At 58.5% G+C, this 19,741-nt stretch carries 20 protein-coding genes; 10 read left to right on the top strand and 10 right to left on the bottom strand.

Annotated elements, in window-relative coordinates; all coding sequences use genetic code 11:
* Positions 1-21: 21 nt before the first annotated feature.
* The 5 genes from pstC to phoB are packed head-to-tail and all read left to right on the top strand — an operon-like array spanning position 22 to position 5,086.
* Positions 22-1,503 (top strand): phosphate ABC transporter permease subunit PstC, encoded by a 1,482-nt coding sequence (gene pstC / locus C1J05_RS10230; protein WP_114870165.1) that lies wholly within the window; start codon positions 22-24, stop codon positions 1,501-1,503.
* Positions 1,500-2,852: a phosphate ABC transporter permease PstA gene (gene pstA, locus C1J05_RS10225; protein WP_114870164.1), complete on the top strand. Its 1,353-nt coding sequence runs from the start codon at positions 1,500-1,502 to the stop codon at positions 2,850-2,852. The genes pstC and pstA overlap by 4 nt, the downstream gene beginning before the upstream one ends.
* A gap of 15 nt (positions 2,853-2,867) precedes the next feature.
* Complete coding sequence (gene pstB / locus C1J05_RS10220) at positions 2,868-3,665, top strand: phosphate ABC transporter ATP-binding protein PstB (RefSeq protein WP_114870163.1); 798 nt, start codon at positions 2,868-2,870, stop codon at positions 3,663-3,665.
* A gap of 12 nt (positions 3,666-3,677) precedes the next feature.
* Positions 3,678-4,385: a phosphate signaling complex protein PhoU gene (gene phoU / locus C1J05_RS10215; protein WP_114872252.1), complete on the top strand. Its 708-nt coding sequence runs from the start codon at positions 3,678-3,680 to the stop codon at positions 4,383-4,385.
* Positions 4,386-4,396: 11 nt separating this feature from the next.
* Positions 4,397-5,086, top strand: coding sequence for a phosphate regulon transcriptional regulator PhoB (gene phoB, locus C1J05_RS10210; protein ID WP_114870162.1), 690 nt, complete (start codon positions 4,397-4,399; stop codon positions 5,084-5,086).
* Between the two features lie 3 nt (positions 5,087-5,089).
* Here the strand turns inward: phoB and C1J05_RS10205 are convergent, their stop codons facing one another.
* Complete coding sequence (locus tag C1J05_RS10205; RefSeq protein WP_114872251.1) at positions 5,090-6,001, bottom strand: LysR substrate-binding domain-containing protein; 912 nt, start codon at positions 5,999-6,001, stop codon at positions 5,090-5,092.
* A 128-nt stretch (positions 6,002-6,129) separates the two neighbouring features.
* On the opposite strand from C1J05_RS10205, the gene C1J05_RS10200 reads away from it, so the two are divergent.
* On the top strand, positions 6,130-7,350 hold the full coding sequence (locus C1J05_RS10200) for an acyl-CoA dehydrogenase (protein ID WP_114870161.1): 1,221 nt from the start codon (positions 6,130-6,132) through the stop codon (positions 7,348-7,350).
* Positions 7,351-7,372: 22 nt separating this feature from the next.
* Positions 7,373-9,556 (top strand): dehydrogenase E1 component subunit alpha/beta, encoded by a 2,184-nt coding sequence (locus C1J05_RS10195; RefSeq protein ID WP_114870160.1) that lies wholly within the window; start codon positions 7,373-7,375, stop codon positions 9,554-9,556.
* On the opposite strand, the gene pcaG is transcribed toward C1J05_RS10195, so the two are convergent.
* The 3 genes from pcaG to pobA are packed head-to-tail and all read right to left on the bottom strand — an operon-like array spanning position 9,553 to position 12,051.
* Entirely contained in the window at positions 9,553-10,137 is a 585-nt protein-coding gene (pcaG, locus tag C1J05_RS10190) for a protocatechuate 3,4-dioxygenase subunit alpha (RefSeq protein ID WP_114870159.1), read from the bottom strand. The two genes, C1J05_RS10195 and pcaG, sit on opposite strands and share 4 nt — an antisense overlap.
* Before the next feature lies 1 nt (position 10,138).
* Positions 10,139-10,870: a protocatechuate 3,4-dioxygenase subunit beta gene (pcaH, locus tag C1J05_RS10185; RefSeq protein ID WP_114870158.1), complete on the bottom strand. Its 732-nt coding sequence runs from the start codon at positions 10,868-10,870 to the stop codon at positions 10,139-10,141.
* 11 nt (positions 10,871-10,881) lie between these two features.
* A complete protein-coding gene (gene pobA / locus C1J05_RS10180) occupies positions 10,882-12,051 on the bottom strand; it encodes a 4-hydroxybenzoate 3-monooxygenase (RefSeq protein ID WP_114870157.1) in 1,170 nt (389 codons plus the stop codon).
* Positions 12,052-12,429: 378 nt separating this feature from the next.
* Here pobA and aroQ point away from each other — a divergent pair, with 378 nt between their 5' ends.
* Entirely contained in the window at positions 12,430-12,873 is a 444-nt protein-coding gene (gene aroQ / locus C1J05_RS10175; RefSeq protein WP_114870156.1) for a type II 3-dehydroquinate dehydratase, read from the top strand.
* Entirely contained in the window at positions 12,873-13,622 is a 750-nt protein-coding gene (locus C1J05_RS10170) for a LuxR family transcriptional regulator (RefSeq protein ID WP_114872250.1), read from the top strand. Before aroQ ends, C1J05_RS10170 begins: the two co-directional genes overlap by 1 nt.
* Positions 13,623-13,932: 310 nt before the next feature.
* Here the strand turns inward: C1J05_RS10170 and tsf are convergent, their stop codons facing one another.
* The 5 genes from tsf to C1J05_RS10145 all read right to left on the bottom strand — a co-directional run bounded on the left by tsf (position 13,933) and on the right by C1J05_RS10145 (position 17,812).
* Positions 13,933-14,808, bottom strand: coding sequence for a translation elongation factor Ts (gene tsf, locus C1J05_RS10165; protein ID WP_114870155.1), 876 nt, complete (start codon positions 14,806-14,808; stop codon positions 13,933-13,935).
* Positions 14,809-14,889: 81 nt separating this feature from the next.
* Entirely contained in the window at positions 14,890-15,702 is an 813-nt protein-coding gene (rpsB, locus tag C1J05_RS10160) for a 30S ribosomal protein S2 (RefSeq protein WP_114870154.1), read from the bottom strand.
* A 190-nt stretch (positions 15,703-15,892) separates the two neighbouring features.
* Positions 15,893-16,717 carry a lysophospholipid acyltransferase family protein gene (locus tag C1J05_RS10155; RefSeq protein ID WP_114870153.1) on the bottom strand — a complete coding sequence of 275 codons (825 nt, stop codon included), beginning with the start codon at positions 16,715-16,717 and terminating at the stop codon, positions 15,893-15,895.
* A 3-nt stretch (positions 16,718-16,720) separates the two neighbouring features.
* Positions 16,721-17,488: a GNAT family N-acetyltransferase gene (locus C1J05_RS10150; protein ID WP_205389228.1), complete on the bottom strand. Its 768-nt coding sequence runs from the start codon at positions 17,486-17,488 to the stop codon at positions 16,721-16,723.
* A 138-nt stretch (positions 17,489-17,626) separates the two neighbouring features.
* Positions 17,627-17,812, bottom strand: coding sequence for a DUF3553 domain-containing protein (locus C1J05_RS10145; protein WP_114870152.1), 186 nt, complete (start codon positions 17,810-17,812; stop codon positions 17,627-17,629).
* Positions 17,813-17,834: 22 nt separating this feature from the next.
* Here C1J05_RS10145 and C1J05_RS10140 point away from each other — a divergent pair, with 22 nt between their 5' ends.
* Positions 17,835-18,437, top strand: a complete 603-nt coding sequence (locus C1J05_RS10140; RefSeq protein ID WP_114870151.1) for a histidine phosphotransferase family protein — start codon at positions 17,835-17,837, stop codon at positions 18,435-18,437.
* A gap of 5 nt (positions 18,438-18,442) precedes the next feature.
* Here C1J05_RS10140 and C1J05_RS10135 read toward each other — a convergent pair whose 3' ends face one another.
* The gene (locus C1J05_RS10135) at positions 18,443-19,708 is read right to left on the bottom strand and encodes a glutamate-5-semialdehyde dehydrogenase (RefSeq protein WP_114870150.1); all 1,266 of its coding nucleotides are present in this window, start codon (positions 19,706-19,708) and stop codon (positions 18,443-18,445) included.
* Positions 19,709-19,741: the final 33 nt, after the last annotated feature.

Below are 19,741 nucleotides of genomic sequence, written 5' to 3'. Positions count from 1 at the left end.
CCGACCAAAACGGAGCGCGTCATGAACGACACCGGTTTTCTTGTTCTTGTTGTGCTTGCGTTGACGGCAATCGGGTATGTTCTGGGGCGCAGTCGCGCACTGTCATCCGCGGGTGGCGATGCACGCAGGCTGCACTCCCTTCCATCCTATTACGGTTCAAACGTTGCACTGTTCACCGCCATTCCCGCGTTGCTGATCCTAGCGGTGTGGATGCTGGCACAGCCCATGCTGATTGACAGTCGCGTTTCCCAGATGATCCCCGACAGCGCGATATCCGAAGGGTCCTCTCTTGGTCTGGTGATGTCGGATGTGCAACGCGTGGCGGACGGCATTGATTTTGCCGTTGCGCAGGGCGCAATGACCGAAGACGCCGCAAGCGATCTGAATGTAGATGCAACAGACATCCGCGCACGACTGGCCGAAGTGGGCGTGGCGCTGGGATCGGATGTGGAAGCGCCGGTTCTGAAAGCGGCGCAAGCCTATCGCAAAATGTCCACGACCGGACAGACGTGGCGGATGATTGTGGTTCTGGGCCTGGCGATTGGCGGGCTGGTTCTGTCACTTCGGCCGACAAACAAGGATTTTCGCGCGCGCAACGTGGTGGAACGCGCTGTTTTGTGGCTGCTGATGCTGGCGGCTTCGCTGGCGATCCTGACAACCGTTGGCATCGTTTTGTCGATGCTGTTTGAAACGATGAACTTTTTCGGGCTGCATTCGTGGCGTGATTTCTTTTTTGGCGGCACTTGGGCACCCAATTTCAGGGGCGACAGCGATCTGTCGATCCTGCCGCTGTTGTGGGGAACGCTGTATATTTCGATCATCGCGCTGGCGGTTGCGGTGCCGATCGGGCTGTTTTCGGCGGTGTACCTGTCTGAATATGCCGGGCCCAAGACGCGCGCCTTTGCCAAGCCGCTGCTGGAAATTCTGGCCGGCATCCCGACAATCGTTTACGGCCTGTTCGCCTTGCTGACCGTTGGCCCGATGCTGGTGCGGTTTTTTGGCCGCGGCGAAGATGGTGTTCTGGGCGTCGAATGGATGACCGGCGCAACATCGGTGCTGACGGCGGGGCTGGTGATGGGCATCATGCTGATCCCGTTTGTATCATCGCTGTCTGATGACATTATCAACGCGGTGCCCCAATCCATGCGCGACGGGTCGCTGGGGCTGGGCGCAACGCGGTCGGAAACGATCCGGCAGGTGGTTCTGCCTGCTGCTTTGCCGGGGATTGTGGGTGCGATACTTCTGGCGGCCAGCCGTGCCATCGGGGAAACCATGATCGTGGTTCTGGGGGCGGGGGCGATTGCCAAATTTTCGATCAACCCGCTGGAATCCATGACCACCATTACAACACGCATCGTCAGCCAGCTGACGGGCGATGGCGATTTTGCCAGCCCTGAAACCCTGGTGGCCTTTGCCCTGGGTCTGACCCTGTTCGTTCTGACGCTGGGGTTGAATGTTCTGGCGCTTTATATCGTGCGCAAATACCGGGAGCAGTACGAATGACCGATATCACGCCCATGGGCGCCGCCGCGCCTTACAAACACGGATCACTGCTGCAACTGGATGAACGCACCCGCAAGCGCAATGCGGCCGAGGCGCGGTTTCGCGCTTACGGTCTGGCGGCGATCGGGTTCGGGTTGCTGATGCTGATCATTCTGGTTGTGACCATCGCGTCGCGCGGCACCGGCGCGTTCCAGCAAACCTTTGTTGAACTGGATGTCGAACTGCTGGAAGACAAACTGGACAAGAACGGTAACCGCGATCTGGAAGAGATCGCCAAAGTGTCGACATTTGGCTATGCCCCGCTGATTCAGGCGGCGTTTGAGGCAAAAATTGACAACCTTGGCATTGAAACGCCCCTGAAGAAAAAGGAAATGGCCGGACTTTTGTCAAAAGGGGCTGCCGCGCAGTTGCGGGATTACGTTCTGGCGAACCCCGACAACATCGGCCAGACCATTTCGTTCGAATTTCTGGCCTCAAGCCGCGTTGACGGATACATGAAACACCGCGTCAGCCGCGACAGCATCGCCAATGACAAGAACATATCGCCGGAACAGCTTGATTTTGTGGATCAATTGGTTGCCGCCGGTTCGTTGAACAAACGGTTCAATCTGGCCTTCATCACCGGAGCGGATGCGTCCGACCAGCGCCCCGAGGCCGCAGGCATGGGGGTTTCGATGATCGGGTCGTTCTTCATGATGCTGGTGGTTCTTGCGCTGGCTCTGCCCATCGGGGTGGCCGCGTCGATCTATCTCGAGGAATTTGCGCCCAAGAACCTGCTGACCGACATAATCGAAGTCAACATTTCGAACCTGGCGGCGGTGCCGTCGATCGTGTTCGGGATTCTGGGTCTGGCGGTGTTCATCAACTATATGCACCTGCCGCAATCGGCCCCGCTGGTGGGCGGGCTTGTCCTGACATTGATGACATTGCCGACGATCATCATTTCCACGCGCGCGTCGCTGAAATCCGTGCCCCCGTCCATACGGGATGCCGCACTTGGCGTCGGGGCGTCAAAAATGCAATCGGTGTTCCACCATGTGTTGCCACTGGCCGCACCGGGCATTCTGACCGGCACCATCATCGGGTTGGCGCAGGCACTGGGCGAAACGGCACCTTTGCTGTTGATCGGGATGATCGGGTTTATCGCATCCAACGCACCGGATACGATTGCGGAAGGGTTGATGTCGCCGAATTCGGCGATGCCGGCGCAGATTTACGAATGGGCCAAACGTGCGGACCCCGCGTTTTACGAACGGGCGTGGGGGGGTATCATCATTCTGCTGCTGTTCCTTGTCACCATGAACACAGTCGCGGTTATTCTGCGCCGTCGTTTTGAGCGACGCTGGTAGAGAGGATCTGATACAATGAATGATATGAGAATTGCGGAGAGAACCTTGGACACACATAACGTCAAAATTCAGGCCAAGGACGTGAATGTCTATTACGGTGATACCCACGCCATCAAGGATGTGAGCGTTGATATTGAAGATAAAACCGTCACAGCGTTCATCGGGCCGTCAGGGTGTGGGAAATCAACTTTTCTGCGTTGTATCAATCGGATGAACGACACAATTGATATCTGCCGCGTGACCGGCGATATTCTGATCGAAGGCGAGGATATTTACGACAGGAAAGTCGATCCGGTGCAGTTGCGCGCGATGGTCGGCATGGTGTTTCAGAAACCCAACCCGTTTCCGAAATCGATTTATGACAATGTCGCATATGGCCCGCGCATTCACGGGTTGGCGCGGTCGAAATCCGATCTCGACGAGATTGTGGAAAAATCCCTGCGCCGCGGCGCGATCTGGGACGAGGTCAAAGACCGCCTGCATGCGCCCGGCACCGGCCTTTCGGGCGGGCAGCAGCAGCGGTTGTGCATCGCGCGTGCGGTGGCCACCGAACCGCAGGTTTTGCTGATGGACGAACCGTGTTCGGCGCTGGATCCGATTGCCACGGCGCAGGTCGAGGAACTGATCGACGAATTGCGCCAGAATTTCTCGGTCGTCATCGTGACCCATTCGATGCAGCAAGCCGCGCGGGTCAGTCAGAAAACGGCCTTTTTCCATCTGGGCAATCTGGTGGAATACGGCGAAACAGGGCAGATTTTCACCAATCCCGAAGATCCGCGCACAGAATCCTACATCACCGGCCGGATCGGCTAAGGGAGCATGACCATGCAGGAACAACATATCGCATCGGCCTTTGACCGCGATCTGGAGGCCATTCAGGCGCAGATCATGAAAATGGGCGGTCTGGTCGAATCCGCCATTCTGGACGGCGCGAATTCGCTTGAAAACCGCGACGAGGAACTGGCCGAACAGGTCCGCGCCGCGGACAAGGCGATTGACGCACTGGAGGAACTGATCAACGAGGAAGCGGCCCGCGTCATCGCGCTGCGCGCCCCCACGGCGGTGGATTTGCGCCTGATCCTGTCCGTGATCAAGATCAGCGCCAACCTGGAACGCATTGGCGATTATGCAAAAAACATGGCCAAGCGCACTGGTGTTCTGGCCCAGATGGCACCGGTTGACGACAGTGCCGGTGCGTTGCGTCGCATGGCCAAAGAGGTCGGTGTGATGCTAAAGGACGCGCTCGATGCGTATATTCACCGGGATGCGGAACTGGCGCTTGATGTTATCGGGCGTGATCGTGACGTGGACCAGATGTACAATGCCCTGTTTCGCGAATTCCTGACGTTCATGATGGAAGATCCGCGCAACATCACCGCCTGCATGCATCTGCATTTCATCGCCAAGAACATCGAACGGATGGGCGATCATGTAACTTCAATTGCGGAACAGGTTGTCTATCTGGTCACCGGTGAAAAACCCGAAGACGACCGCCAGAAGGCAGACAGAACATCGATTGAACTGGAAGGATAAGGATCGGGACCATGGCCGTTGATCAGCCCTGTATTCTACTTGTTGAAGACGAACACGCGCAGCGTGAAGTGCTGGCCTACAACCTTGAGGCTGAAGGTTTTCGGGTGGTCAGCGCCGAAAACGGCGAAGAAGCACTGCTTCTAGTGGACGAAAACCTTCCCGATATCATCGTGCTGGATTGGATGATGCCCAGCCTTTCGGGGATCGAGGTGTGCCGCCGGCTGAAAATGCGCCCCGAAACCCGCAGCATCCCGATCATCATGCTGTCGGCCCGTTCCGAAGAGGTGGACAAGGTGCGCGGGCTTGAAACCGGCGCGGATGATTACGTGGTCAAACCCTACTCGGTGGTTGAATTGATGGCCCGCGTGCGCACGCAATTGCGACGCGTGCGCCCGTCGACCGTTGGCCAGCGTCTGGAATTCGAAGATATCGTACTTGATGCGGAAAGCCACAAGGTCAGCCGTGGCGGCGACCAGATCAAGCTGGGCCCGACCGAATTTCGCCTGCTCAGCACGTTCATGGAAAAGCCCGGCCGCGTCTGGAGCCGTGAACAACTGCTGGACCGGGTCTGGGGACGTGACATCTATGTTGATACCCGCACCGTCGATGTTCACATCGGGCGCTTGCGCAAGGTGCTGACCCAGCATGGCGGGCAGGATCCGGTGCGTACGGTGCGCGGTGCAGGGTACGCGCTGGGGTAGGAATCAGCGCGGCAGGGTGTCTTCATCCTCGGCCTGGCCTTCCAGCCAATCACGAAACGCCCGCAACGCGGGATCGCGATCCTTGTTGATTGGCCAGACCAGATAATATGCCCCCAGCGATCTCAGGGGCCCGCCATGGGCCACAACCAGACGGCCCGCCGCAATGTCCTGCTCCACAAGGTAATCCGGCAGCAGCGCCACGCCCAGCCCGTGCAGGGCGGCCTGTGTGATGGTCGAAAACTGGTCATACATCGTACCGCCCAGACTGTGCGCATCCGTCACTCCGTGGCTTTCCAGCCATTGCGCCCAGGCCCGCGGGCGCGTTTCGATGTGCAGCAGGGGCAGCGATGCGATATCGCGGGCATGATGCAGCGGCCCGGTTTTCAGAACGGATGGCGCACAGACCGGTATCACCTGTTCGGTCTTAAGCCGCAGACCGTGCGTTCCGGGCCAGCCGGAATCGCCGAAATGTATCGCTGCATCAAGGGATTGTTCGGCAAAGTTGAACGGAACCAGCCGCGTCGACATGTTCAGGGTAATGTCGGGGTGACGCTGGGCAAAATCGGGCAGGCGGGGCACCAGCCAGCGCATTCCGAACGTCGGCAGAATGCCAAGCGTCAATTGCCCGCCGGTGGCGCGCGTCTGCACCTGTAGCGACGCCTGTGCGATCTGTCCCAGTGCCTGACGCAGATCGGCGGCGTATTTCTGCGCTTCGCCGGTCAGCATCATCCGTTTCTTTTCGCGAATGATCAGCGTCGTGCCCAGCTGCTTTTCCAGGGTCTGCAATTGCCGGCTGACCGCGCTTTGGGTCAGCGCCAGTTCGTCGGCCACAGCCGATGCGCTGCCCAGCCTGTCCAGCGCTTCCAGCGCGCGCAGGGACGCGATCGAGGGCAAAAAACGGCGCGGGCCTATCATGTATTCCATTTCCTCATGTTATCAGGCGGAATTGTAACTGTATTTTGCCTGCTCTTTGCCGTATGACGGCGCAAATGGCAAATCTTTACGCATAAAACTCATAACGTTCCGCTTGCAAAGGACACATCATGAACATCGCGCCAAAGCTCAAAGCAACCGATGCCCCCGATCTTGGATCGTTTGACTGGGCCGATCCGTTTTACCTGAACGATCAATTGTCAGAAGAAGAACGGATGATCGCGGACAGCGCGCACGCCTATGCGCAGGAAAAACTGCAACCGCGCGTGACGAAGGCCTATGCGGAGGAAAGCACAGACCCGGCGATTTTCGCTGAAATGGGTGAAATGGGCCTGCTGGGCACCACCATTCCCGAAGCCTATGGCGGGTTGGGTGCCGGATATGTCAGCTATGGGCTTGTCGCGCGCGAGGTCGAGCGTGTGGACAGCGGGTACCGGTCGATGATGTCGGTGCAATCCAGTCTGGTGATGTACCCGATTTACGCCTACGGATCCGAAGAACAGCGTCTGAAATACCTGCCCAAACTGGCCAGCGGCGAATGGATCGGCTGTTTCGGTCTGACAGAACCGGATGCGGGCAGCGATCCGGCGGGAATGAAAACCCGCGCGATCAAGACTGATGGCGGGTATCGCCTGACCGGATCGAAAATGTGGATTTCCAACAGTCCGATTGCCGATGTGTTCGTGATCTGGGCCAAATCCGAAGCGCATGACGGAAAGATCCGCGGCTTTGTGCTGGAAAAAGGTATGAAAGGGCTGAGCGCGCCGAAAATCCAGGGCAAGATGAGCTTGCGCGCCTCGATCACCGGCGAGATTGTTCTGGACAATGTCGAAGTTGGCGAGGACGCGTTATTGCCGCATGTTCAGGGGCTTAAGGGGCCTTTTGGATGTTTGAACCGGGCGCGCTATGGTATTGCCTGGGGTGTCATGGGCGCTGCAGAAACCTGCTGGCACGGGGCGCGTCAATACGGGCTGGACCGGCACCAGTTTGGACGCCCGCTGGCGCAGACACAGCTGTTTCAAAAGAAACTGGCCGATATGCAGACGGAAATCGCATTGGGCTTGCAGGCCGCGCTGCGCGTTGGCCGCCTGATGGACGAGGCCCGCGCCGCGCCCGAGATGATTTCGATCATCAAGCGTAACAATTGCGGCAAAGCGCTTGAAATCGCGCGACATTCCCGCGATATGCATGGTGGCAACGGGATCAGTCTGGACTTCCATGTGATCCGTCACATGATGAACCTGGAAACCGTGAACACCTATGAGGGCGCGCATGACGTGCATGCGCTGATCCTTGGGCGGGCACAAACCGGCCTTCAGGCGTTTTTCTAGGCCGAAAAGCGGGAATATCACCATGGATCGTGCCGAGATCGTGCATGAGGCGTTTCTGGCGCGTCTGGCGTCGGGGGATGTGCCAACGCCCGCCGGAGGCATCGGCGATCTTGGTGCGGATGATCTGCTGGCGATTTTCACCGCTCAGGTGACATCGCGCCATCTGGATCGGGTGTCGCGCAAATTACAGGCCAGGGGGCAAGGGTTTTACACCATCGGATCGTCCGGCCACGAAGGCAACGCGGCGGTGGCCCATGCCTTGCGCCCGACCGATCCGGCGTTTCTGCACTATCGTGATGGTGCGTTCCAGATCGCGCGGGCGGGGCAGGTGCCGGGGCAGACGCCGATCATGGACATGCTGCTAAGCTTTACCGCGTCCTCGGATGATCCGATCAGCGGCGGGCGGCACAAGGTGCTGGGATCCAAGGCGCTGTCGATCCCGCCGCAAACCTCGACCATCGCCAGCCACCTGCCCAAGGCCGTGGGTGCGGCCTATAGCATCGGCCTGATGCGGCGCTGTGCCCCGATAGATGCGGAATATCCCAATGATGCCATAGTGTTGTGCAGCTTTGGTGATGCTTCCCTTAATCATTCCACGGCACAGGGGGCGCTGAACACTGCCGGCTGGACGGCTTATCAGAACGTCCCGTTGCCGCTGCTGTTTCTGTGCGAAGATAACGGCATCGGCATTTCGACGAAAACGCCGGGAGGATGGGTCGAGGCAAGCCTGAAACACCGCCCCGGACTGCGTTACATGGCGTGTAACGGGCTGGATGTGGTCGAAACCTATGCCACAACGCGCGCTGCGGCAGATTGGGCGCGGCGCAACCGCAAACCTGTTATGCTGCATATGTCCTGTGTGCGGCTTTACGGCCATGCGGGGCCGGACGTGGAATCAGCATACCGCCCGATGGCCGAAATCGAACAGGCTGAACGCAACGATCCCTTAATCCATACCGCAGCGCGCCTGATGCAGGACGCGGGGCACTCAAAAGATGATATAATCAATCTGTATCAATCTCTTGCGGATCGTGTTGAACGTGAAGCGGAACAGGCCGTAACGCGCCCCAAGCTGAAAACAGCGGGGGATGTGATGGCATCGATCCTGCCACCCAAGCGCAAGCTGCCAAAACACAACGGCCCGTCCGCAGAACAGCGCGCCAAGACCTTTGGCGCGGCGGACATGCGCGCGTTGGATGCCAAGCACCCGATGAACAAGCTGATCAACCTGGCGCTGGCCGATTTGATGCTGGAGCACCCCGATATCGTCATGGTCGGCGAAGATATTGGCAAAAAGGGCGGCGTTTATGGCGTAACCAAGGGCCTGCAAGGCAAATTCGGCCCCGCGCGCATGATCGACAGCCTTCTGGATGAACAAAGCATATTGGGCCTGAGCATCGGCATGGCGCAGAACGGGTACACCCCGATGCCGGAAATCCAGTTTCTGGCCTATCTGCACAACGCCGAAGACCAGCTGCGCGGCGAAGCGGCAACCTTGCCGTTTTTCTCCAACGGGCAGTTCACCAACCCGATGGTGCTGCGGATTGCGGGGCTGGGCTATCAAAAGGGGTTCGGCGGGCATTTCCACAATGACAATTCGCTGGCCGTTTTGCGCGACATTCCCGGTATCGTGATCGGCGTGCCCAGCAACGGGGCCGATGCGGTGCGGATGTACCGCGAAGCGGTGCGGCTTGCGCGCGAGGAACGGCGCGTGGTTGTCATGATTGATCCGATCGCGCTTTACCCGATGCGCGATCTGCATGCGGACGGCGATGGCAAGTGGATGTTTGATTATCCGGAACGGGGCGAGGGCGCGCCCCTGGGCGAGGTGGCGGTGAGCGGGCAGGGCACGGATGTTGCCATCGTGACCTACGGTAACGGATGTTACCTGAGCCATCAGGCGCAAGCCGTTCTGGAAAAACAGAAAATAAAGACGCGTATCGTTGATCTGCGCTGGCTGGCCCCGATGCCGCAAGAGGCGATTTTGAACGCGGTAAAAGGCTGCAAGCATGTGCTGGTGGTGGATGAATGCCGACGTACAGGATCGCAAAGCGAAGGCATCTGTGCCTTTCTGGCCGAGGCAGGCGTGCCGTCATTCGCGCGTCTGACGGCCGAAGACAGCTTTATCGCAACCGGCCCGGCCTATGGTGCCACGCTGCCGTCGCGCGACGGCATTGTGCAGGCGGTGCGCAACCTGATCGCCTAAACGTCGAAAAATACTGTTTCATCAGGAACTTGCAGGTGGATATTGAATTTATATTCACCGGGGTTTTCCTGTGTGGCGATCAGCGTTTTGACGCGTGACGAGGGATCAATCCGGCCAAGCACAGGATCGTTCGTGTTGTCCTCGTCCGCGAAATACATGCGGGTGTGCAGCCCCATATTGATGCCGCGGGCGACAATCCAGAAGGTGATGTGCGGCGCTTGCACGCGCCCGTCGCCGAAAGGCACGGAACCGGGTTTCACTGTGTCGAACCGGAACAGGCCCGTATCCTGATCACATGCCGTGCGCCCGAAGCCCGTAAAATGCGGATCGGCGTCGGGGGCGGGGGCAAACCTGCCATTGGCATCCGCCTGCCAGATTTCGACCACCGCATCCCGCAAGGGCGCGCCCATGCCGTCGAATACCGTGCCGGTCACGCTGATACGCTGGCCCTGCGCCTTGCCCGTGATCATATCCTGCCCGAGGTCCACGCCGTAAACGCCTGTGATGCCTGCAAAATTCGGCATACACCCGATATGCACATAGGGGCCTGCGGTTTGCGATGGTGTTTGCGGTTTTGTCATTCTACATCCCCTCGGGCTGGTTTTCGAACAGGGTTTGGCGCGCGCCGCGCAACACGATGTCGAACCGGTAAGACAACGCATCCATCGGGGCGGTGGCCGCCATGTCCAGCGGCGCAATCAGGCGATCAACCGCGTCGGGCGATGGCAGGCTGTTCACGATCGGGCACAGCGGAATAAGTGGATCGCCCTGAAAATACATCTGGGTGATCAGTCGCTGGGCAAATCCGTGGCCGAACACGGAAAAATGGATATGGGCGGGGCGCCAACTGTTGGGGCCGTTGGGCCAGGGGTAAGGGGCGGGTTGCACCGTACGGAACGCGTAATGCCCCTGATCGTCGGTGATCATGCGCCCGCAGCCGCCGAAATTGGGATCAAGCGGGGCCTGATATCCCTCGTTCTTGTGGCGATATCGCCCGCCGGCATTGGCTTGCCACACCTCGATCAGTGCGCCGCGCACCGGGCGGTCGTATTCGTCGCTCAGGCGGCCATGAACGATGATACGCGGGCCGATTGCAGAGGCCCCCGCAGCCGCATAATTGTGAATCAGATCGTTGTCCTGCGGCCCCAGCAGGTTGTGGCCGAACACCGGACCGCTGATTTCCGACGGCGAGGCCGGAAAAGACAGCGGCGCTAGGGACGGTGCGCGCGCAACGCTGCTTTTGTAGGGGGGATAAAGCGCGGGGGGATGCGCGGCAGGGTCGCGCGGCAGATATCCAGTGGGAAGGTATGTCATCTTATCCTCTTTCAATAGGGCAGCCCGACATAGTTTTGCGCCATGACAGCCTGCGCCATGTCATCGTCGCGCAGAAATGCCAGTTCGGCCTGCTGCATCTTGAGATCAAAGGGCGTCTGATTGGGGTCGCGGTGCATCAGAGTGCTGAACCACCAGCTGAACCTTTCAGCCTTCCACACACGGGAAAGCGCCTTTTCCGAATAGGTATCAATGCCATGGCTGCTGTTGTTCAGGTAATGATCGCACAATGCAGAATAAAGGTAATGCACATCGGACGCGGCCGTGTTCAATCCCTTGGCGCCCGTTGGAGGTACAATGTGGGCCGCATCACCGCACAAGAACAATCGCCCCCAAGACATTGGTTCTGTTACAAAAGACCGCAATGACGCGATTGATTTCTCGATCGATGGGCCGGTCACAAGCGTGTCGGCAATGGGAGCGGGCAAGCGGCGTTTCAGTTCGGTCCAGAACGCCGTGTCTGACCAATCCCCGACCGCGTCAGTGATCGGACACTGGATGTAATATCGGCTCAGGTTTGCATTGCGCATCGAACACAGCGCGAACCCGCGCCGGGAATTGGAATAGATCAGTTCGGGGTGTACCGGTGGCGTTTGCGAGAGGACACCCAGCCATCCGAACGGATAGACTTTCTCGAACTCGTTCCGGACGTTCTGGGGGATCGTGCGACGGCTGACGCCGTGAAAACCGTCACAACCGGCAATGAAATCACAGGCGATACGGTGCGCATTGCCTTTGGTCTGATATGTAACTGAAGGCGTATCGCCGTCCGCATCATGAATTTCAACGTTTTCAACATTATAGATGATATCAGCGCCGGCTTTTTCTCGGGCGTCGTACAGATCGCGTGTCAGTTCGGTCTGGCCATAAACAACGACCGGTTTGCCGGTGTGTCTGGTGAAATCGACGCGAAAGGTCTGATCCTCAAAAGCAATTACCGTACCGTCATGAAAATCACCTTCGGCCATCAGGCGGTCTGAGACGCCGGCGCGCTGCATCAGATCCACCAAGCCTTGTTCCAGCACCCCGGCGCGGATCCGGCCCAGAACATAGTCTTTGGTCTTGCGTTCCAGAATGACGCTGTGAATGCCGTTTACATGCAGCAATTGTGACAGCAGAAGACCGGAAGGGCCGCCACCGATGATCACAACCTGGGTTTTCATCCGGTGATCCTTGTGCGTGCGTCGAATGTTGAGACAGGGCTGTTTGTCATGAGACTGTGTACCGTGATACCGATTTCGGGTCAGGGTCGGAAAAAACGCGCCGCTGGTCAATGGGGCGGTGCATGTGGCTGCTGTTGATCTGCCCAAGGAATGCCGGTTTGGTGTGGCCGTATCTCAGTATTCAAAAGACCTATAATCAGTATTATGTAAATAAAGTTTGTATCAGATTTGGCACTCTGACGTTCCTGCATCTATTACAATGGCTTACCGGATGTTGTGCAATACACTCACCCTTGTGTCCAACGGCAGGTTGAAACGCGCAGTGCTGGACAGGATTGCCCCCGCACGGCTAAGTATCACACAAAAGGAATTCTTGTTATGCCATCGCTTCTTGTTTTGAACGGACCGAATTTGAACATGCTGGGTCTGCGCCAGCCCGAAGTCTACGGTGCCACAACGCTGGCCGATATCGAAGCGATGTGCGAAGCGCATGTGAACGGAACCAAGACGCAGCTGGATTTTACCCAATCCAATCACGAAGGCATTCTGGTCGACACGATCCAGAATGCGCGTGGCACACATGACGGGATCATTCTGAATGCGGGCGCGTTCACGCATACATCGGTGGCGTTGATGGATGCGATCAGTTCCGCCGCCCTGCCCGTCGTCGAAATCCATCTGTCCAACATTCATGCCCGCGAACCCTTCCGCCACACATCCTATATTGCGCCTGTCGCCGTGGGCCAGATCTGCGGGTTTGGTGCGTTCGGCTATATCATGGCCATTGATGCGATGCTGAACCATCTGGGGGCCGCCTCATGATGCGGGAATACCTGTATTATCTGAGCAATACAAAAAGCCTGGAAGAGTTGTGGACAGCCCATACCGAAAAAATGGCGGAATACGGGTTTGACCGGCTGATTTACGGATTTACGCGTTATCGCACCAACACGTCTTTGGGCGACCCCGAAGATTTCGTGATCCTCACGAACCATTCTGCGGCCTATACGGATGTGTTTCTGGGTCAGGGGCTGTATTTCCATGCACCGATGGTGCGGTGGGCGCTGGATCATGAAGGGGTTGGCAGCTGGAAAATGCTGGCCGATATGATCGATACAAAAACAATGACCGATGCGGAACGCAAGGTGTTTCAGTTCAACCATTCGATGGATGTGACGGCGGGATATACCATCAGTTTCAAGGCGGTTTCTGCCCGATCCAAAGGGGCAATCGCGTTAACGGCGCGCAAGGGCCTAAGCCAGCAGGATGTGGACGACGTGTGGGCCGAACATGGCCGTGATATTCACCTGATGAACAATATCGCGCATCTGAAAATCCTGACCCTGCCCTATACCGCGCCCAACCGCGCGCTGACCAAACGGCAACGCGAGGCGCTGGAATGGGTGGGTGACGGAAAAACGACTCAGGATATTGCGATGCTGATGGGGCTGACAACCGCCACGGTGGAAAAGCATCTGCGACTCGCCCGCGAGTCACTTTCGGTCGAAACCACGGCTCAGGCTGTTCTCAAGGCGGCATTCCATAATCAAATGTTCGTCCTAGAGGGTTGATTTACATAACTTTTACAAAAAGGTAAGGAAACCCTTACTTTCCTGACGTGGCGTAAAGGCACATTCTGAACATGTTCCGTGAGTGGTGGCTTTTTATGCCTCTGGGACATCGGCCAGGACCCTTGCGATACCAAGGCTCTTCTGACCGGCCGGTTTACCGGAACCCCGGCCTGGGTTTGTATTTTTCCATTCTCAGGCCGGATTTTGATACGCCTATTCCGTCCATCCCCAAAGGCGGGCGATCAAAATGAAAAGCGGAGCCTCTCTTGCGAGGGCTCCGCTTTTTTGTCGATGATCTAGGTCTGATGTCTCAGCTTTGGCCGACTTTTGCAACTTCGGCGGCAAAGTCTTCTTTTTCGACTTCGATACCTTCGCCCACTTCCAGACGGACAAAGCCCGTGATGGTTGCGCCGGCTTCTTTGGCGGCCGCTTCGACTGTCAGGTCGGGATTGATCACAAAGGCCTGACCCAGCAGGGTGACTTCGGCCAGAAACTTGGCCATCCGGCCAACGATCATTTTTTCAATCACGGCTTCGGGCTTGCCGCTTTCGCGGGCAATATCCATCTGCACGGATTTTTCTTTTTCAACGACAGCCGGGTCCAGATCCGCTTGGGACAGGGACGCGGGGTTGGCGGCGGCGATGTGCATCGCAACCTGTTTGCCAAAGGCTTCGTCGCCGCCGGTCATTGCGACCAGAACACCGATTTTGCCCATGCCTGCGGTCGCGGCGTTGTGAACATAAGACACAACCGTGTCGCCCTTTACGGACGCCATGCGGCGCAGGGCCATGTTTTCACCGATCGTTGCGATCTTGTCTGTGATCGTTGCCTCGACCGATTTGCCACCCAGATCGGCCGCCTTCAACGCGTCCAGATCTTCCGCGTCCAGCGCCGCAGTAGCGATGGATCCGACCATTTTCTGGAAATCGGCGTTCTTCGCAACAAAATCGGTTTCCGAGTTTATTTCGACGGCAACGCCGCGCCCGTCTTTCACCATGACGGCCACAAGACCTTCGGCGGCGGTACGGCCGGATTTCTTGGCGGCTTTCGCCAGACCTTTGGTGCGCAGCCAGTCAACGGCGGCTTCCATGTCGCCATCGGTTTCTGTCAGTGCCTTTTTTGCGTCCATCATGCCTGCGCCAGTGCTGTCGCGCAGTTCCTTGACCATAGATGCTGTGATTGCCATTCCGGCTCTCCTCAAATCAAAATCGGTTCGGGGGCAGGTATCCCTGCCCCACATGTCATTTCGGTGACGGTTCCGGCGCGCTTAGCTTGCGGCGGGTGTGTCTTCGGCTTCGGCAGCTGCCTCTTGCTCGGCAGGTGCTGCATCGCCGGCAATTGCTTCTTCCACGGTTTCTTCCATGGCGCCCAGATCAACGCCTGCCGCGCCCAGTTGGGCCGACATGCCGTCAAGGGCAGCGCGCGATGCCAGGTCGCAATAAAGCGCGATGGCGCGGGCCGCATCGTCATTGCCCGGAATGATGTAATCGACACCATCGGGCGAACAGTTGGTATCCACCACGGCCACAACGGGAATGCCCAGTTTGTTGGCTTCGGCGATGGCCAGCGCTTCTTTTTTCACGTCGATGACGAACAACAGGTCCGGGGTGCCGCCCATTTCGCGGATGCCGCCCAGTGACGCCTGCAATTTGCCCTGATCGCGCTCCATGCCCAGACGCTCTTTCTTGGTCAGGCCCTCAACGCCGCCTTCCATTGCCTCGTCGATGTGCTTCAGGCGCTGGATCGATTTGGAAACAGTCTGCCAGTTGGTCAGCGTGCCGCCCAGCCAGCGGTGGTTCATGTAGTATTGCGCGCATTTTTCAGCAGCTTCGGCGATCGGCGTGGCCGCCTGACGTTTGGTGCCGACAAACAGGATGCGTCCGCCCTTGGCAACCGTGTCACGGATTGCGGTCAGTGCCTGATCCAGCATCGGAACAGTTTGCGTCAGGTCCATGATGTGGATGCCGTTGCGGTCGCCATAGATGAACGGTCCCATACGGGGGTTCCAGCGCTGCGTTTGGTGGCCAAAATGTACGCCTGCTTCAAGCAATTGGCGCATGGTGAACTCAGGAAGAGCCATGTTCGTTTACCTTTCCGGTTTTATCCTCAGCGGGGGTTCAAAGCGTTTGCTTCAACCGGCGGACGTTCGGGGATGTCTCCCCCGAAGGCCCAAACCCCGCCTGCGGGTTTGAATGGCGCGCGTATAAGACAGGTTTACCCTGTGCGCAAGGGCAAAAGGCGTACACGGGACCCAGTTGGCTGCGCGCATGTCAAAGGCGCCTGTGCCCTGCCCGCACCCGCCGTTCCAGCTCCGCGGCCAACGCCTTGCGGTTGGCATGGGCGTTCACTCGCACCGGATCATGATAGATCAGTTCGACACTGCCTTGCGGGTATGCGGCAAGCGTTTTCAGCATATGGCTGCCAAAGTCCATATCGCCCCACCAGCCATAAAAATTGGCCGCCTGCCCCTGCGGTGCGGTATAGTGCAGCGTAACGGGCTGGATATGCAGTTTGTCGCGCAATTCGGGCGTCATGAACGCCTCAAACAGCGTTGTCTTGAACGCCAGCACCTGCTGCCCGTCGGTCGAGGTGCCTTCGGGGAAAAACAGCAGCTTGTGTCCGGCAAGCAAGCGGTCCTGAAATTGCTGTGTCTGTCCCTTGGCGCGTTTTGGGTCGCGGTCGATGAACACGGTGCCTGTCGCGCGGGCCAGCCAGCCGATGCCAGGCCAGCGTGCGACTTCTGATTTGGACACGAAATAGAACCGTTTGACCGAATTCAGGGCAAAGATATCCAGCCATGAGACATGATTGGCCACGACGGCGCCGCGTTCGCGCATCGGCGTGCCAAAAACGTGCCGCTTCATGCCAAGGATCACAAAAGTCATGCGGCACACGGTTTGGGTGATGTGGGGCGTCACCGGCCGCCCAAGGCCACAGATCGGACGTTCGATCATCCGCACCAGCAGCAGGATCAGCAGGCCACCGAACACCACACACCCCAGACACAGGCCGCGCAGGCACACCCGCACCCAGCCCGCAACGGTGATCCTGTACGCATCTGCCGGCGTGTCGCTGTGCCAGGTCGGGCCTGCCATCCGCTAACCCTGCAGCCCGCGTTTATAGCGCGCCCCGTGTTTGGAATTCATCCGCGCGGTATCCATGACCAGACACACATCGGTTGTATTAAAGGAATGATCGACAAACGCGCCCTCGCCCACATAGCCGCCCAGACGCAGATAGGCCTTGATCAGGGCGGGGGTTTCGATCATCGCGCGCCGCCGGTCGATCAGATGTTTCGGGATCAGGTCCATCGTCTGAAAATGCGGTGCGCGCGCCCTGACCCGCAGATCGGGCGGCGCAAGGTGTGTCTGGTAGAGCGCGGAAAATGGCAGGGCCAGCGCGCTGACATCGGTGCCGTGAAAGCTGGCTACCCCGAACAGGATTTCGATGCCGTGATCGGCAACATAATCGGCCAGACCGTTCCAAAGATGCATCAGCGCCATGCCGCCGCGATAGTCCTTGTGAACGCAGGACCGCCCCAGTTCCAGCAGTTTGCGCTTGCTGTCTTTCAGAACCTGCAGGTCGTATTCGTCCTCGGAATAGAACTGCCCTGCCCGTGCGGCCTGATCGTCGCGCAACAGGCGATAGACCCCGACGATGCGTCCGGCACTGTCATCGCGCAGGATCAGGTGATCAAAGTAGGGATCGAACCTGTCGCGTTCCAGCCGCGCCTGATGATCCACCAGCGCACCGCCAGCACCCAGTTCCTGCACGAAAACCTCGTATCGCAGGCGTTGCGCTGCTTCGACCTCGGCCTGATCCGTGGCAAGTTTGACCGTAAACCGGGGGGCGGCGGGACGGATCATAACGGACACATATTCCTTCCGGTCTGTCGCAGTGCGTGGCCGTGCATACAAAAGCCATCGGCATGAGGCAACCGGAACCCGCAATGCCGTTTGTAAGTAGATTTCAACTTAAGGTTGTGTTAAGGATTGATTGGGATATTAACCGGGATCAAACACGGGCATCAGGCCAATGCGGGCACTATCGATAACAACCTTTCCCTGTTCACGAAAGTTGACGGTGATCTTGCCGCCGATATTGGACTGGACCTGTCCTGTGCCCCAATCCGGCCGGTCGGGATGTTGAACCAGCATTCCGGGAGCCAGTGCGGCATTCAAATCAGACATTCAGCAATCCACAGGGCATTTCATGTTATCAGTACATCCTAATCGCGATCTGTCGTCTTTGGTAGGGTCACGCATCTGCCACGATCTGATCAGCCCGATCGGCGCGATCGGCAACGGCATCGAACTGTTGCAGATGGCCCCGCGCGACAGCGCCGCAGAACTGAACCTGATCACGGACAGCGTCGGCAACGCCGCCGCCCGCATCCGTTTTTTTCGCGTGGCATTCGGGGCCGCCGGTGATCAGATGATGGGCCGCGCCGAAGTCATGTCGATCCTGTCCGATCTGTCGGCGGCAAGCCGGTTTGACTGTGAATGGCGTCTAGAAACCCCGCAACCGCGCGTTCTGGTGCGCCTGGCGTTTCTGGCCTTTCAGTGTCTTGAGACCGCAATGCCCCATGGCGGGACTATTTCGTTCAAAAGCCTCGATACAACATGGCGTGTTACGGGGTGCACGCAAAGCCTCAAATATGATGCGACCCTATGGGCCAGCCTGACCGATTATGATATTCGCCCGGCCCTGTCGCCTGCGCAGGTGCAATTCGGGCTGCTGCCGGTTCTGGCGCAAGAGGCGGGGCGCGTTCTGTCTTCGGCGCGCGATGATACGGATCTGCACATCGCCTTTTGACGTGATCAGGGGCGCACTGTTCCGTCACCGGTCACAAGATATTTGAAACTGGTCAACTGTTCGGCGCCCACCGGCCCGCGCGCATGCATCTTGCCGGTTGCGATCCCGATTTCGGCCCCCATGCCGAATTCGCCACCGTCTGCGAACTGGGTCGAGGCATTGTGGATCAGGATCGCACTGTCCAGACGCTCGAAAAAACGGTCGCGGGTTCTTGTATCCTCGGTCAGGATGCAATCGGTGTGATCGGACCCGAACCGGCGAATATGCGCAATCGCATCATCGACATCCTGAACGGGTTTCGCCGCGATGATCATGTCCAGATATTCGTGGCCCCAATCGGCCTCTGTCGCGGGCACGGTGCCTTTGATCCGGGCCAGATCACCGGCGGCGCGCACCTCGACCCCGTTGTCGATCAGGGCGCGGATCACCCCCTGCCCGATGGTGTCGATCACGGCCTGATGGATCAAAAGACATTCGGCCGCGCCGCAAATGCCCGTCCGGCGTGTTTTCGCGTTCAGCACGACATCCAGCGCCTTTTGCGGATCGGCATGTTCATCGATGTAAATATGAACGATGCCTTCAAGATGGGCAAAGACCGGCACGCGCGCCTCGCGCTGGACCAGACCGACCAGCCCCTTGCCGCCGCGGGGCACGATCACATCAACCGTGTCGGTCATGGTCAGCAACTCCGACACCGCCGCACGGTCGCGGGTGGGCACCAGCTGAATAGCCGCTTCGGGCAGGTTTGCATCGCGCAGCCCCTGCACCAGACAGGCATGGATCGCGCCCGAAGAGTGAAAACTTTCCGACCCGCCGCGCAGGATCACCGCATTGCCCGATTTAAGACACAGCGCACCGGCATCCGCCGTCACGTTCGGGCGGCTTTCATAGATCACGCCGATCACCCCCAATGGCGTGCGCACACGCTGGATATGCAGCCCGTTGGGGCGATCCCATTCGTCGATCACCGCCCCCACCGGATCCGCCTGTTCGGCCACGGCGCGCAACCCATCGACGATGGCCCGAATACGATCCTTGTTCAGTTGCAAACGATCCAGCATCGCGGGCGACAGGCCCTTGTCACGCCCGAACGCCATATCTTTTTCGTTGGCCACCAGAATGTCGGCGCGGCGTGCCCAGACATGTTCGGCCGCGGAAATCAGCGCGGCGTGTTTGCGTTCGGCACTGGCAAAGGCAAGTTCGGCCGCGGCGGCCTTGGCGCGCTGGCCAATTTCGGCCATCAGGGCGGGAATGTTTTCAATATCTTTCATGTCGTGTCCTGTTGGCTGGCGGGGGAACGAGTA

It is taken from the genome of Sulfitobacter sp. JL08 (assembly GCF_003352045.1).
Classification (GTDB): domain Bacteria; phylum Pseudomonadota; class Alphaproteobacteria; order Rhodobacterales; family Rhodobacteraceae; genus JL08.
This window is presented reverse-complemented; position numbering and strand designations above follow the sequence as displayed.

What these genes read in the sequence shown, in the direction of transcription:
- pstC (WP_114870165.1), top strand. Translation starts at nt 22, where the DNA reads ATGAACGACACCGGTTTTCTTGTTCTTGTTGTGCTTGCGTTGACGGCA.
- pstA (WP_114870164.1), top strand. Translation starts at nt 1,500, where the DNA reads ATGACCGATATCACGCCCATGGGCGCCGCCGCGCCTTACAAACACGGA.
- pstB (WP_114870163.1), top strand. Translation starts at nt 2,868, where the DNA reads ATGAATGATATGAGAATTGCGGAGAGAACCTTGGACACACATAACGTC.
- phoU (WP_114872252.1), top strand. Translation starts at nt 3,678, where the DNA reads ATGCAGGAACAACATATCGCATCGGCCTTTGACCGCGATCTGGAGGCC.
- phoB (WP_114870162.1), top strand. Translation starts at nt 4,397, where the DNA reads ATGGCCGTTGATCAGCCCTGTATTCTACTTGTTGAAGACGAACACGCG.
- C1J05_RS10205 (WP_114872251.1), bottom strand. Translation starts at nt 6,001, where the DNA reads ATGATAGGCCCGCGCCGTTTTTTGCCCTCGATCGCGTCCCTGCGCGCG.
- C1J05_RS10200 (WP_114870161.1), top strand. Translation starts at nt 6,130, where the DNA reads ATGAACATCGCGCCAAAGCTCAAAGCAACCGATGCCCCCGATCTTGGA.
- C1J05_RS10195 (WP_114870160.1), top strand. Translation starts at nt 7,373, where the DNA reads ATGGATCGTGCCGAGATCGTGCATGAGGCGTTTCTGGCGCGTCTGGCG.
- pcaG (WP_114870159.1), bottom strand. Translation starts at nt 10,137, where the DNA reads ATGACAAAACCGCAAACACCATCGCAAACCGCAGGCCCCTATGTGCAT.
- pcaH (WP_114870158.1), bottom strand. Translation starts at nt 10,870, where the DNA reads ATGACATACCTTCCCACTGGATATCTGCCGCGCGACCCTGCCGCGCAT.
- pobA (WP_114870157.1), bottom strand. Translation starts at nt 12,051, where the DNA reads ATGAAAACCCAGGTTGTGATCATCGGTGGCGGCCCTTCCGGTCTTCTG.
- aroQ (WP_114870156.1), top strand. Translation starts at nt 12,430, where the DNA reads ATGCCATCGCTTCTTGTTTTGAACGGACCGAATTTGAACATGCTGGGT.
- C1J05_RS10170 (WP_114872250.1), top strand. Translation starts at nt 12,873, where the DNA reads ATGCGGGAATACCTGTATTATCTGAGCAATACAAAAAGCCTGGAAGAG.
- tsf (WP_114870155.1), bottom strand. Translation starts at nt 14,808, where the DNA reads ATGGCAATCACAGCATCTATGGTCAAGGAACTGCGCGACAGCACTGGC.
- rpsB (WP_114870154.1), bottom strand. Translation starts at nt 15,702, where the DNA reads ATGGCTCTTCCTGAGTTCACCATGCGCCAATTGCTTGAAGCAGGCGTA.
- C1J05_RS10155 (WP_114870153.1), bottom strand. Translation starts at nt 16,717, where the DNA reads ATGGCAGGCCCGACCTGGCACAGCGACACGCCGGCAGATGCGTACAGG.
- C1J05_RS10150 (WP_205389228.1), bottom strand. Translation starts at nt 17,488, where the DNA reads ATGATCCGTCCCGCCGCCCCCCGGTTTACGGTCAAACTTGCCACGGAT.
- C1J05_RS10145 (WP_114870152.1), bottom strand. Translation starts at nt 17,812, where the DNA reads ATGTCTGATTTGAATGCCGCACTGGCTCCCGGAATGCTGGTTCAACAT.
- C1J05_RS10140 (WP_114870151.1), top strand. Translation starts at nt 17,835, where the DNA reads ATGTTATCAGTACATCCTAATCGCGATCTGTCGTCTTTGGTAGGGTCA.
- C1J05_RS10135 (WP_114870150.1), bottom strand. Translation starts at nt 19,708, where the DNA reads ATGAAAGATATTGAAAACATTCCCGCCCTGATGGCCGAAATTGGCCAG.